General features: G+C 53.8%; 11 protein-coding genes. 7 read left to right on the top strand and 4 right to left on the bottom strand.

The features are described 5' to 3' along the window. Positions 1-40: 40 nt before the first annotated feature. On the bottom strand, positions 41-694 hold the full coding sequence (locus AADB16_RS01725) for a peroxiredoxin (RefSeq protein WP_298451082.1): 654 nt from the start codon (positions 692-694) through the stop codon (positions 41-43). A gap of 176 nt (positions 695-870) precedes the next feature. Further along, complete coding sequence (locus AADB16_RS01720; protein WP_410800972.1) at positions 871-2,232, bottom strand: alanine/glycine:cation symporter family protein; 1,362 nt, start codon at positions 2,230-2,232, stop codon at positions 871-873. A 204-nt stretch (positions 2,233-2,436) separates the two neighbouring features. Between AADB16_RS01720 and AADB16_RS01715 the strand changes: the two genes are divergently transcribed. Together AADB16_RS01715 and AADB16_RS01710 are read left to right on the top strand one after the other, a co-directional pair. Then, entirely contained in the window at positions 2,437-2,868 is a 432-nt protein-coding gene (locus AADB16_RS01715) for a CBS domain-containing protein (RefSeq protein WP_410800970.1), read from the top strand. A gap of 179 nt (positions 2,869-3,047) precedes the next feature. Beyond that, positions 3,048-4,076 (top strand): GGDEF domain-containing protein, encoded by a 1,029-nt coding sequence (locus AADB16_RS01710; protein WP_298451074.1) that lies wholly within the window; start codon positions 3,048-3,050, stop codon positions 4,074-4,076. Here the strand turns inward: AADB16_RS01710 and AADB16_RS01705 are convergent. Continuing rightward, positions 4,065-5,468, bottom strand: coding sequence for an MATE family efflux transporter (locus AADB16_RS01705; RefSeq protein ID WP_410803551.1), 1,404 nt, complete (start codon positions 5,466-5,468; stop codon positions 4,065-4,067). The genes AADB16_RS01710 and AADB16_RS01705 overlap by 12 nt on opposite strands. Before the next feature lie 172 nt (positions 5,469-5,640). Here AADB16_RS01705 and AADB16_RS01700 point away from each other — a divergent pair, with 172 nt between their 5' ends. The 3 genes from AADB16_RS01700 (at position 5,641) to AADB16_RS01690 (ending at position 9,750) form a co-directional block, all read left to right on the top strand. Continuing rightward, positions 5,641-6,513 carry a carboxylate/amino acid/amine transporter gene (locus tag AADB16_RS01700; RefSeq protein WP_410800968.1) on the top strand — a complete coding sequence of 291 codons (873 nt, stop codon included), beginning with the start codon at positions 5,641-5,643 and terminating at the stop codon, positions 6,511-6,513. Between the two features lie 142 nt (positions 6,514-6,655). After that, complete coding sequence (locus AADB16_RS01695; RefSeq protein WP_410800966.1) at positions 6,656-8,230, top strand: methyl-accepting chemotaxis protein; 1,575 nt, start codon at positions 6,656-6,658, stop codon at positions 8,228-8,230. Between the two features lie 122 nt (positions 8,231-8,352). Beyond that, complete coding sequence (locus AADB16_RS01690) at positions 8,353-9,750, top strand: sodium-dependent transporter (RefSeq protein ID WP_298451064.1); 1,398 nt, start codon at positions 8,353-8,355, stop codon at positions 9,748-9,750. A gap of 65 nt (positions 9,751-9,815) precedes the next feature. On the opposite strand, the gene AADB16_RS01685 is transcribed toward AADB16_RS01690, so the two are convergent. Then, a complete protein-coding gene (locus AADB16_RS01685; protein WP_410800964.1) occupies positions 9,816-10,397 on the bottom strand; it encodes a hypothetical protein in 582 nt (193 codons plus the stop codon). Between the two features lie 225 nt (positions 10,398-10,622). On the opposite strand from AADB16_RS01685, the gene AADB16_RS01680 reads away from it, so the two are divergent. Both AADB16_RS01680 and AADB16_RS01675 read left to right on the top strand, forming a co-directional pair. Next, the gene (locus AADB16_RS01680; RefSeq protein WP_410800962.1) at positions 10,623-11,324 is read left to right on the top strand and encodes a response regulator transcription factor; all 702 of its coding nucleotides are present in this window, start codon (positions 10,623-10,625) and stop codon (positions 11,322-11,324) included. Between the two features lie 6 nt (positions 11,325-11,330). Continuing rightward, on the top strand, positions 11,331-12,836 hold the full coding sequence (locus AADB16_RS01675; protein WP_410800960.1) for an ATP-binding protein: 1,506 nt from the start codon (positions 11,331-11,333) through the stop codon (positions 12,834-12,836). Positions 12,837-12,911: the final 75 nt, after the last annotated feature.

Below are 12,911 nucleotides of genomic sequence, written 5' to 3'. Positions count from 1 at the left end.
GCATTCAGTACTTTCTACATTCAGACACTGGTGCTGGTGATTATTCACCACCCCAGTTAGCTGAGGGATCTGGCGTCATCCGCAGGTAGGACTTCACCTTCTTGTAGCCCTTGGGGAAGCGCCGTGCAATCTCATCTTCATCCTGAAGTGATGGCACAATCACCACGTCTCCGCCGCGTTCCCAGTTACCCGGGGTGGCAACTTTGTGGTCGTCGGTCAGTTGCAGAGAATCAATTACCCGCAGAACTTCGTTGAAGTTGCGGCCGGTGCTCGCTGGATAAGTGATGATCAGACGAACTTTTTTGTTCGGATCAATCACGAACAGCGAACGTACGGTCAGCGTGCTGTCGGCATTGGGGTGGATCATGTCGTACAACTCGGCCACTTTGCCGTCGTGGTCTGCAATAATCGGGAAATTCACCGCGCAGCCCTGGGTTTCGTTGATGTCTTTGATCCACTCATGGTGGGAGTCAACAGGGTCAACGCTCAGCGCGATGGCTTTGACGTTGCGCTGTGCAAACTCATCTTTCAATTTCGCAGTCAGGCCAAGTTCTGTGGTGCACACTGGCGTAAAGTCTGCAGGGTGAGAAAACAGCACACCCCAGCTGTCACCTAGCCAGCTGTGGAAAGAAACCTTGCCTTCACTGGAATCCTGTTCAAAATCCGGCGCAGTATCGCCTAGACGTAAACTCATATTTGCTCTCCTTCGGTGTCACTTGTTAGTGGCTTTATTCGAGCTTCCGGTGGGCATGTACCCACCGGAACTATCTTGTAAGTGTATACGAGTATCATTGGTGCGGGATGACGGGTTTGCAAGGGTCACTTGATTCACCTCATCCCGCACCGGGTGCCTGTTGAGCTATTACTATGTTAGAACCCTGCCGCCGTTTTTCGTTCAAAATGCTCTTTCGTCAACTTGAATACAACCGGGCTGAGTAACAACAGGGCAATCAGGTTGGGCAGCGCCATCATGGCGTTCAGCGTGTCTGCCACCAGCCACACCAAACCCAGATTTACGGTTGCGCCAAGAGGAATGGCAAGGACCCAGGCGACACGGTAAGGCACGATAGCCTTCACTCCGAAAAGAAACTCAACGCTGCGCTCTCCGTAGAATGACCAGCCTAGCAATGTCGTAAAGGCGAAGATTGCCAAGGCAAGGGCCACCACGTAATCACCCACGCCGGGAAGTGCCTGTGCGAACGCCATGGAGGTGAGCTCCGCGCCGGATTCGCCAGATGTCCAGGTGCCTGAGGTGATGATGACCAGCCCGGTAATCGTACAAATGATAATGGTATCGATAAAGGTGCCCAGCATGGCCACCATGCCCTGATTAATCGGGTTTTTGGTTTGGGCAGCCGCGTGGGCAATAGGCGCAGAACCCAGGCCAGCCTCGTTGGAAAAGACACCGCGGGCAACACCAAAGCGTATTGCTGCCCACACGGCGGCACCGGCAAAACCACCTTCTGCTGCAATGGGGCTGAAGGCATGCTCGAAGATCAGGGCGAATGCGGCCGGGATTTCCGAGAAATTAATACCAAGGACAATCAAGCCGGCAACCAGATAGGACAGCGCCATCAGAGGGACCAGAGCGCTGGCCACCCGGCCGATACGGCGAATACCACCAATAAGCACCAGACCCACAAGCACCATCAGAATAACGCCTGAAATCCAGTGAGGAAGGCCGAAAGTGGCTTCCATAACATCTGCAACCGAATTCGCTTGCACTGTGTTGCCAATGCCAAAGCCGGCAATGGCCGCAAAAATCGCAAAGAGTACACCTAGCCAGGCCCACTTTTTGCCAAGACCATTGCGGATGTAATACATGGGCCCGCCAACGTGAACGCCGCGTTCGTCGACTTCACGAAAGCGTACAGCAAGCACGGCTTCGGAGTATTTGGTAGCCATGCCCACCAGAGCGGTCAGCCACATCCAGAACAGTGCGCCCGGTCCGCCAAGGAAAATAGCGGTCGCGACGCCGGCGATGTTGCCAGTGCCGACCGTTGCTGCAAGAGCGGTCATCAGTGCCTGAAAAGGAGGGATTTCACCGTCGGATTCTGCATCTTTGGAGCTCCGCCCCGTCCACATTAACCTCAGGCCGGTGCCAATTTTCAGTACTGGCATCAGTTTCAGTCCGAGACTCAGGAACAATCCAACACCAAGAATGAGTATCAGCATGGGAGGTCCCCAGACCAGCCCGTTAATGGAACCAACAATGTTTTCAAAGGCTTCCATGGAAATCCCCTTGTTGTGCCATGGTTTGATGTTGTGATTTTACCCGCAAGGAGTATAACTAGTTGAGTTTAGTCACATATTGGCATCTGTAAACCGCCAGAGAGGAAAATGGAGGATTGGGCGCCCATTGTCTATGTTTACAGTAGAGCTCAGTGCCAGAACCCGTTGATGTTGCTGGGTCATAAAAACTGTGAGGAGTTAACCATGTGTGCGCTTAAAGTTTCCAATGTCATGTCCAATCATATTGAGCCCATCCGTTGCGGAACGCCGCTAACACAGGTAGTCAAAGCGTTGCTTGAAAATCACATCACCGGGCTTCCGGTGGTCGATGCGGAGCGGCGTATACTGGGGTTCGTTTCCGAGCAGGACTGCATTCATGCCTTGCTGGTCAGTAACTATCACTGCGAGGGCGACCCGATTGTAGATGATGTTATGTTCCGTGAGCCTTTGGCGATTTCGCCAAACATGGCGATTGTTGATCTCGCGCAGAAACTCGGCTCTGGCAAACCTAAGGTGTACCCCGTTGTGGAACACGGAAAGCTCATTGGCATCGTTACCCGTTCAGCAGTGCTTGCTGAGCTTGCGCGAATTGGTTGTGGGCTCGAGCTTTCGAGGCACACGCGCGACGACGACTGAGCATGCTCACCTGTTAAGAGCCAGAGTTTTTGGCAGGTAGAGATCGGTTGATGTATTTATGTGTAGCGTTGCGCGACTCTTTCGGGTCGTTATGTTACAAATAGTAGGATTTGGCGCTTATTGGGCCGCACTGAATTATGCTTGGGAGGCTAGCTCCGTCTGACCGGAAGATGACAAGCATGTTAAAGCGCCTAAGAACCGATTTTCGGTTGTCGATCATTACCATTTTGGGCACCAGCGCCCTGCTGGGTGTCACTCCCTTCGCAATCATGCGTTTTTTGCAAGGCAACCATGTTGCGGGGGCCATAGATACCACCATAATGCTCACGATTCTTGGTGGAATGGTTTATGCATGGATAACCGGTGATACGCGGCGTAGCGGAATGCTTCTTGCCGTCATCGCCTGTTCGGGTGCCGTTGTAGTGGCTATGGTGGTTGGGGAGGTGGGGCTGTTCTGGCTTTATCCCTGCCTTGTGACGGCCTTCTTTCTGGTGAGTCCACGGGTTGCGACATTCCTCAATCTCTCTTCGATTGGTGCCATTGTGCTTCATGGTGACGCCTTCCAGGACGATGTACAGAAGTGGACCTTTATGGCAACCGCCCTGGTGGTGAGCGCCACAGCCTTTGCCTTTGCTCAGCGTACTGATAATCAACGTGAGCGCCTGGAACACTTAGCGACCATTGACCCACTGACCGGCGTTAAAAATCGGCGCTCCATGGATGAAGAGCTTGATCTGGCCGCGGCTCATGCAGAACGTACGGGTATACCTTATGCTTTGGTTATGCTGGATATTGACCACTTCAAGAAGGTGAACGATGAGTACGGCCACGGAGTGGGCGATGAGGTACTTGTTGATCTGGTGATGCTGATACAGCAAAGCACGCGTAAATCCGATGAGCTTTTTCGCTTCGGAGGCGAAGAGTTCGTGCTTCTGCTGCCGGGCGTTGATGGCGCGGGGTTAGTTGCGGTAATGAATAACCTCCAGCACATTTTGCGGAAGAAAATGACCCACCCGGGCGGGCCAATCACTGTTTCGGTTGGGGTCGCGTTGCTTAGGCATGGTGAGAGTGTGGGCAGTTGGCTGGAGCGGGCCGATGACGCCCTCTACGAAGCCAAAGAGACCGGTAGGGATCGGGTGGTGTTTTCAGACGTGATGCCTGGGGCTGACACAGTTACGCCTTCCGCCAATCCGGAATTAACTGCCTAACTGCGCGACGGTTGCAGGTCGATAGCGAAACAACCGCCACCCAAGCAGCACACTGGCGCAACCCAGTCCTCCAGTCAGCCCTACCCAAAAACCGGCAGCCCCCATTGCCGGCGCCAGCAGGTCAGTAAAGGTCAACATATAACCTACCGGCAAACCCACACCCCAGAACGAAAACAACATGATCAAAAAGGGAATACTCGTATCTTTATAGCCTCTCAGGGCGCTGATGCAGGTTACCTGAATGACGTCTGCCACCTGAAAAATAGCTGCGAACATCAACAACCTTACTGTCACTGCCTGAACCGCTGCATCACTGGTGTAGAGCGCTGAAACGCCTTGTGAGAATGTAAACAACAGGGTGGCAAACACCAGGGCTGTCATGGCCGCCAGAATCAGTGAGCTGCGGGAAATCAGTCGGGCTGTATCCGGGGCACCAGCGCCAATAAGAAAGCTGACTCGCAGGGTAAGGGCCATGCCAATGCTCAGAGGCAGCATGAACAACAAGGAGACAACGTTCAGGGCAACCTGATGTCCCGCAACGACCACAGGCCCCAGCGGCGCAAGAAACAACGCGATCACCGAGAACATGCTGACTTCTACAAAAATAGTGAACCCGATGGGTATGCCAATGCTCAACACGTAGCGAATCAAGGCGGGATTGGGCTTGGCCCAGTCTGCAATCAGATGAAACTTTTTGAATATCTTGCTGCGGCTCAGGTATACGAGCAGTGCAATCGCAGCAACGCCATTGGAAATAGAGGTTGCCCAACCGCAGCCAATGCCGCCCATGGCGGGCAGCCCGAGCTTGCCGTAAATGAAAATATAGTTCAGTGGCAGGTTAATTAGCGTGCTCAGTAGTGAGAACGCCATAATCACTCGAGTGTGTCCCAGACCATCGGTCAGGCCCCGAAGCGCAGCCATTAACAGGAGTGCTGGAATTCCCCAGACAAAAGCATCCAGGTAGCCCTGGGTGATGCGCGCGGTATTGGCCTCAAGGTTCAACCCTTGCAAAACCGGGTGAACATTGGTGAGCAGCAGAGTCATGATGATGGCCCCTACCCCCGCAATGTAGAGGCCCTGCCACGTAGCCGGCATTATTTTTTCCGGTGTACGCGCGCCGTTGTAACCGGAAATGATGGGTTGCAGTGCGCCGAGCATTCCCATGAATAACAGGAACAACGGTGCCCAGAGGCTACTGCCTATTCCCACGCCCGCCAGGTCTTCTGCGCTGGCATGGCCCGCCATCACCGTGTCGATAACACCGTTGGCCATCTGAGCTAGCTGGGCAATCAAAATAGGCCCGCCGAGAATTGCCAGGGTTTTCCATTCGGTCAGTGTTCGCGAGAGGAGGGATTTGCGAACTTCCGGTAGTGGCTGGTCGGCTTCATCCATAGAGTGCTGATCCGGATAGCTGGTGCTGTTAGGCATGAGTGGTTGAATTGCGGGCGAAATATCCTACCCGTTCGTCAGTGCGCGCGTTATAGGGATTTGTCGCGCAAAGGCACTGAAACTCACTTTAAAACCCGTTAAAGTACCCGTCCAATTCCTTCGAGTGGCGTGCAGTATGGGGCTTCTGGTTTTTGTAACGATCCTCTGGGCTTTTTCTTTCAGTTTGATTGGTGAGTTTCTGGCCGGTCAGGTCGACAGCGATTTTGCAGTGCTCAGCCGCGTGTTGTTGGCAACGCTTATCTTTTTACCTTTCACGCGCTGGCGCGGTGTACCGGGAGGGCTCCGCTTCGGCGTGCTGGTAACAGGCATGCTGCAGTTTGGCATCACCTACCTGTGCCTTTATCGCTCTTTTAGTTACCTGACAGTCCCGGAAGTCCTGCTGTTCACCATATTTACACCGCTCTACGTCACCCTGCTTGATGATGCATTGTTCCGGCGGTTCTCCCCGGTGGCACTTGTCGCTGCTGCAATCGCAACATTTGGCGCAGGCGTTATTCGTTATGATGGGTTGAGTGAAGACTTCATTACAGGCTTCCTGTTGCTGCAGGTGGCCAACTTCACGTTTGCGGCGGGGCAGGTGGGCTACAAGCACGTGATGCAGCGCTATCCGGTGGATATACCCGCATACCGTACTTTCGGTTACTTCTTTATCGGTGCGCTGATTATTGCCCTGCCGTCGTTCATGATATTTGGCAATGCCGAGCGTTTGCCTTCAACGGCTCTGCAATGGGGCGTTTTGACGTGGTTGGGCCTGGCGGCTTCCGGCGCCGGCCTGTTCCTGTGGAACCGTGGCGCCTGCAAAGTGGATGCAGGCACGCTGGCTATCATGAATAACGTGCTGGTGCCTGCCGGATTGGTGGTAAACCTTGTGATCTGGAACCGTGATGCCGACCTGCTGAAACTTGCGCTGGGTGGTACCATTATCGCCTTTTCGCTCTGGGTGAATGCGCGCCTCCACCCCCGTGCCCGGCTTGCCGGAACTGCATAAGTAGGTAAATTCCGCCCCAGCCATGGGGCGGATGGATAAGTCCTGTTACTCTGTTTTACGTTTGACCAATATCAATGAGTTGGGTGAATCTATATTGTGTAGCGACCTATACTCCAGCCTGCACTGAGCAACAGACCAACTTATGCGCAAAAACCTCCCCGTAACCCAGCGTGAAGTAAAAATGCGCAAGGGTGGCCGGCTTATTACTACCACCGATCTCAAAGGCGTTATCACCTACTGCAACGAAGAGTTTGCAGAGATAAGCGGCTTCTCTGAGGCCGAGCTGATTGGCCAGGCTCATAACATTATTCGCCACCCGGACATGCCGCAGGCAGTATTTGAGGATATGTGGCGGTACCTGAAAGCGGGTAAAGCCTGGATGGGGTTGGTAAAAAACCGTGCTAAAAGCGGTGATTTTTACTGGGTGAGTGCCTATGTGACGCCCATTCTGGAAAACGGGCAGATGACGGGTTATGAGTCGGTTCGGGTTGAGCCTGCCCGCGAAGACGTGACAAGAGCTGAGAGGTTCTACGCAGGAATTGTTGCCGGCAAGCCCATCCGACAAAAAACGAGCCGAACACTGTCGGCACTGAAGAGCGCTTGGCCGCTGTTGCTATCGCTGGTGTTCAGTGTTGTTGCGCTCGGGTTCGAGAAAACCTGGTTGGCTGTGGGGCTGATTGTCGCTGGCCATCTGTTGGCTGCATTTATGTTTCAGAAAAGCCTCACCAGCCGGCTGAGGCAGCTTCTAGAGCTCCGCCCGGATGCGTTCCACGATCCTGTTGTCGCTCGTACCTACAGCGCTGAGGCTGGAACGTTTTCCCAGCTGGCAATGTTACTGATTAGTGAAGAGGCCCGGGTTCGCACAGCTCTTGCCCGAATCGAAGATCAGGCTGAACTACTGTATGAGCAGGCCCGCGCTTCCCATGGTTATATCAGTGATGGGGCGATAGCCATCGGGCGTCAGCGTGCTGAAACAGATCAAACAGCCTCTGCTATCACAGAAATGACAGCCTCCATTCAGGAAGTCACAAGCGCCATGCTGGGCAATGCCAGCGAGGCTGAGGAGGCAGACCGTCTTGCTGTGATTGGCAGCGAACGCAGTTCAGAAGCCCTGGTTGCCATTCAACAGCTGGTAACCAGTGTGAACGGGATTGGTCAAGCCATCAGCAGGCTTGGGGAGTCCACCAAAAGCATAGGTGAGGCCACCAGCCTGATTTCAGACATTGCGGATCAGACTAACCTGCTGGCCCTGAATGCGGCCATTGAAGCTGCCCGCGCTGGTGAGCAGGGTCGTGGTTTTGCGGTTGTTGCGGATGAGGTCCGGTCGCTGGCACAGCGTACCCGCGAATCCACGGTGCGCATTCAGGATGTGATTGATGATTTTCGCCTGCAGGTAGATACCGCCGTTAAGGCTACCCAGGATGGGGAAGCGGTTGCCGGCCAAGGGCTTGAAAAGGTACGGGAAGCCGAGAACTCACTGCGGGATATTGTTACTTCCATCGGAAATATATCCGACAGCTTTATCAGCATGTCGGCAGCGTTTGAAGAGCAGAATCAGGTGTCTGAGGAGATCAATCGCCAAATCATCAACATTGCCGAGCTGGCAGACCACAGCGAAGTAGAGGCTAACTCCGCCAAACAAAGCAGCGATAGCCTGAGCAACATGTCCCATGGGCTGAAAGATCTGGTTTCGCGCTTTCTCCACAAAGCCGATTAGGTGTTCCTGCAGGGAATCCGGGGCCAATGTGTTGCTGGCTCTGGTATCCCTTGGCTACTGCTGGCAAAATTCCCACAATTTTTTCAAATCCGAGTCCTCAGCCAAAAGCACAGGAACTAAACATGTCTCAGTCTAACCCGGCTTCAACTAACGATTCCGGCGTCTCCCGCGGCCTATGGTCTTCTCGCTTTGCCTTTATTCTTGCCGCAACCGGTTCCGCGGTTGGTCTTGGAAACGTGTGGAAGTTTCCTTACATCGTAGGTGAGAACGGGGGCGGCGCATTTGTGCTTGTTTACCTGTTGTGCATCGCCATTATCGGTGTGCCCATCATGATGGCTGAGATCTACATAGGCCGCAGCGGCCGCCACAATCCGATCGGCAGTATGCGGTTGGTTGCCGAGCGCAACCTCAGTTCACCTGCATGGCGTATCTCCGCTGTTATCGGCATGATCGCCGCCTTTGTCATTCTCTCTTTTTACTCTGTCATTGGTGGCTGGGCTGCATCCTATGTTGGTCACGCAGCATTGGGGGATTTTAACGGTGGCAACTCAGAGTCCATTGGCAAGCTGTTCGGTGATCTGCTGGCGAGCCCCAAGCAGTTGTTAGCCTGGCATACACTGTTTATGGTTTTGGTAATTCTTGTTGTGTCTCAAGGCCTTAAAAACGGGCTGGAGAGAGCGGTCAGCATACTGATGCCAGCGCTATTTATTCTGCTGCTGATAACCGTTGGTTATGCGACCACCACCGGGCACTTCGGTGAGGCTGTCAGCTTCCTGTTTACGCCTGATTTCAATGCCTTAACAGTCAACGGCGTTCTGATTGCTCTGGGCCATGCATTCTTCACACTCAGCCTGGGCATGGCCATCATGATGGCTTATGGCTCGTATCTCGGGCGCGATGTAGCGGTTGGGCGCACCGCGGTAACCATCGGTTTGATGGATACAGCCGTGGCTCTGCTTGCCGGCTTGGCCATTTTCCCGATTGTGTTTGCCAATGGCCTTGAAGCCGGTGCAGGCCCAGGCCTGATATTTCAGACCCTGCCACTGGCGTTTGGCAACATGCCTATGGGGGATGTGTTTGGCACCCTGTTTTTCGTGTTGCTGCTGTTTGCCGCCTGGACCTCGGGAATTTCCCTTCTGGAACCTGTAGTTGAGTGGGTAGAAGAGAACACCAACATGGAGCGCTCGGGCAGTGCCATTTTTGTTGGCGTGCTCTGCTGGCTGCTGGGTATTGCGTCTGTATTGTCGCTGAACGTTTGGGCAGATGTTACGCCCCTTGATATGTTCGCGCGGTTTGAAGGGAAAACGATTTTTGATCTACTGGACTTCTTTACTGCCAACATCCTGCTGCCACTATCCGGTTTGCTGACCGCGATTTTTGTGGGTTGGTTTGTCGCTAAAGAATCACTGAAATCAGATCTGGAAATGAGCGATGGCACCTTTGCACTGTGGCTGAACTTCTTGCGTTTTGTTACGCCGGTGGCCGTTGTGATCGTGTTTGCTTACAACTTGCTGGTGTAGTTGCACTGGAAACAAAAAAGCCCGGAAGGCAGTGGTGCCTTTCCGGGCTTTTTTTGGACTGAACATCAGTCCTCGTCGTCGTTCATCGTGGCTTGCAAAGCTTTCATGTGGGGTCTGACTGCTTCTATGTCTGCGGCAGGTACGTTGTCGGCGGCTTTTGTAATGTTCAGCGCAGCGCCCATCATTGCCCGCATTTGGGCTTTCATTTCAGGGCTCATGTTCGGATCGTTTTCCATTTCTGCCATGGCTTCGGCCATCTCGGAGCCACCATTGCCCGCGCCTTTCATTTCAATGGCCATCATGGCGCCGAAAACCCGGTCACCGACAGATGCCCAGGATTGAAGGTCTTTGAAACCATGCTTTTTGACCACGCCTTCGAACTTGCCATAGGCGGGGGTGCCCTTCATTTCTTCAACACCATCAGAAAAGAGCCGCGTCATGTCGGGTATTGAATCTATGTCTTCTGTGTCAGGATCCGGCCAGCCTTCTGTATCTTCGTATTGGTTCTGAAGTGCCTGAGCCTCCTGCATGGATGCGATAAATGCTCCGATTGTTGAGTCAGTCAATCTCTCTGCCTGCGCCGTAAACGCCAGTATCGATAGCACCAGCGCCAGTAGACACCGACCGATGATTTGACCCCTGAACATAGAACACTCCTTATTTATACTGGTGAGCGGCATTGCTGCACCTCCCTCATTCGATGAACACTCTGCGTGCGATAGAGCCTGCATTTAGCGTAGACCATTGGCTTTATCTTAGCGAAGCCCGGTCGGAGCAGAAGGTTGTGACGAATTTGTGAACTTTTAACGCTAGACTCATTTCATGAGAAAGCGCACAAAGACTGTATTGTCACTCAGGTTAAACCACCGTTTATGACGCGAACTGTATTGATTATTGAAGACAATCCCGGTATCGGGGAACTGGTGAGTATGCAGATCAAAGATCTGGATATGCAGCCGGTTCTTGTTGATCGCGGGGATGATGGCCTTGAGCGCTTTAAAAAAGGCGGCATTGATCTGGTTGTTCTCGACCTGATGCTGCCGGGACTGGATGGACTTTCTGTTTGCCGGGAAATTCGGGCTATCCCCGGTTACGTTCCGGTGCTTATGCTGACCGCCAAAAGTTCCGAGCTGGATCGGGTGCTTGGCCTGGAAATGGGTGCAGACGATTATCTGACAAAACCTTTCAGCGTTGCGGAACTTGCGGCCCGCATCAAAGCCTTGTTCCGGCGGGTGGATGCACTTTCTTCCCGCAGTTCCGAGCAAGCGAAAGCCGAAGAGTTGGAGGTAGACGGGCTCAGAATAGACCCTGTGCGGCGGCGAGTGTTTGTGCAAGGCACTGAGGCGGAACTTACCGCCCGTGAGTTCGATCTGCTTTGGCACTTTGCCTGCCACCGCGGGCGCGTGTTCAGCCGGGCGCAGTTGCTGGATGCAGTGTGGGGGTATAACCACGAGGGTTATGAACACACCGTGAATACCCACATCAACCGCTTGCGCAACAAGATTGAAGCCGATGCAGCCGAGCCCCGTTACGTGCAAACGGTATGGGGTGTCGGGTATCGGTTTCTGGATTGAACCATTATGCCCCGACCTTTGTTTCAAACCCTGTATGCGCGCCTGGCCCTCGGCCTGTTTCTATTGCTCGTGATTGTTGGTGGGCTGTTTACGGCGTTAAGCCTCTACTCCGTGCGTGAGTATAGTGCGGCAGTGGGCCAGGAGCTGAATCGCGATCTTGCCAGCCACCTCGTCTCAGATCGCAACCTGGTCACCAACGGCACACTCAATCACAGCGAGCTGGAGCGCCTGTTTGATCTGTACATGAGCATCAACCCCAGCATTGAGATTTACTTGCTGGATCACGAAGGCCGCATTCTTTCTTACTCTGCCAACCCGGCGAAAATCAAACGCAAGCATGTATCCCTGGAGCCTATTCACAAGTTGCTGGGCAACCCGGGCGCCTACCCTTTGCAGGGCGACGACCCGCGCAGTCACGATCGCCGCAAAGTGTTCTCGGTCACCCCGGTGCCGAGTGCGGAGAATCCCACGGGCTACCTGTATGTGGTGCTTAGGGGTGAAGAGTACGATTTTGCTGAAAGTATGGTGCACAGCGACCACTTGCTACAGATGGGCGGCGGGGCTTTAGCCATCAGCCTATTTGTGGGGCTGCTTGCGGGCCTTGTGTTCTTTAGGCTGCTGACACGGCGCTTGTCTGGGCTGACTGCTCGAGTGGAGGCTTTTGCGGCAGAGATAAAAGATTCAGCAAGTACGGGTATTGCAGACGACACCAGTGTGCCCGGGGACGATGTGGATTATTTGGCGGCCCGGTTTGATCAGATGGCGGCTCGCATTGCCAGCCAGCTGGAGTTATTGAAAGATAAAGATCACCTGCGCCGCCAACTGGTGGCTCAGGTGTCACACGATTTACGCACCCCGCTGGCGTCCATTCAGGGGTATCTGGAAACCCTGGGAATAAAGCAGCAGGAGCTGAGCCCTGATGAGCGCCGGCGCTTTCTTCATGTGGCTTTGGCTGAAACCCTGCGCCTTAGCAAATTGGTTGATGAGCTGTTTGAATTAGCGGCATTGGATGCCCGCGAACGACAACCCGTTGCGGAGTCGTTTATGCCCGCAGAGCTGCTGCACGACGTTGTGCAAAAGCACAGGCCAAAAGCCGAACAGGCAGATGTTACGTTGAGCATCACAAGCGCCGAGCCGGCCATAGTGCTGGCTGATATCGCCATGACCGAGCGAGTGCTGGATAACCTGATTGGCAACGCTGTGGATCATTCACCCAAGGGTGCAGAGGTACAGCTAAGTGTGACGGTGAACGGTGATGGTGCTGCAATTTGCATAAAGGATGCAGGCGAAGGCATCGCTCCGAAGGATATCGATCATGTGTTCGAACCATTTTATCAGGCCCCTGGCGCAAACCGCACCGGGCATGCGGGGCTGGGCCTTGCAATAGCGCGCCGAATGGCGGAGTTGCAGCGTGGGCGAATCTCCGTAGAAAGCCATTCAGGGGCAGGTGCCAGGTTTCTATTTTGGCTGCCGCTGGCGGATTCAGCGGCAAAAGAATCCACAGCGTTATAAATTCGTAAGATTTAAGGAACGTTTTGGTGAAGTCACGGCGATAGGATGGCTTTCGTTATTACTCGCAGGAGAGTT

The organism is Marinobacter sp. KMM 10035 (assembly GCF_046537445.1).
Classification (GTDB): Bacteria; Pseudomonadota; Gammaproteobacteria; order Pseudomonadales; family Oleiphilaceae; genus Marinobacter; species Marinobacter sediminicola.
The sequence above is the reverse complement of the archived record's forward strand: the minus strand, read 5'-3'. Positions and strand labels throughout refer to the sequence as shown.

Coding starts and splice junctions, on each gene's coding strand:
- AADB16_RS01705 (WP_410803551.1), bottom strand. CDS start 5,468: ATGGATGAAGCCGACCAGCCACTACCGGAAGTTCGCAAATCCCTCCTC.
- AADB16_RS01710 (WP_298451074.1), top strand. CDS start 3,048: ATGTTAAAGCGCCTAAGAACCGATTTTCGGTTGTCGATCATTACCATT.
- AADB16_RS01685 (WP_410800964.1), bottom strand. CDS start 10,397: ATGTTCAGGGGTCAAATCATCGGTCGGTGTCTACTGGCGCTGGTGCTA.
- AADB16_RS01680 (WP_410800962.1), top strand. CDS start 10,623: ATGACGCGAACTGTATTGATTATTGAAGACAATCCCGGTATCGGGGAA.
- AADB16_RS01715 (WP_410800970.1), top strand. CDS start 2,437: ATGTGTGCGCTTAAAGTTTCCAATGTCATGTCCAATCATATTGAGCCC.
- AADB16_RS01690 (WP_298451064.1), top strand. CDS start 8,353: ATGTCTCAGTCTAACCCGGCTTCAACTAACGATTCCGGCGTCTCCCGC.
- AADB16_RS01720 (WP_410800972.1), bottom strand. CDS start 2,232: ATGGAAGCCTTTGAAAACATTGTTGGTTCCATTAACGGGCTGGTCTGG.
- AADB16_RS01675 (WP_410800960.1), top strand. CDS start 11,331: ATGCCCCGACCTTTGTTTCAAACCCTGTATGCGCGCCTGGCCCTCGGC.
- AADB16_RS01695 (WP_410800966.1), top strand. CDS start 6,656: ATGCGCAAAAACCTCCCCGTAACCCAGCGTGAAGTAAAAATGCGCAAG.
- AADB16_RS01725 (WP_298451082.1), bottom strand. CDS start 694: ATGAGTTTACGTCTAGGCGATACTGCGCCGGATTTTGAACAGGATTCC.
- AADB16_RS01700 (WP_410800968.1), top strand. CDS start 5,641: ATGGGGCTTCTGGTTTTTGTAACGATCCTCTGGGCTTTTTCTTTCAGT.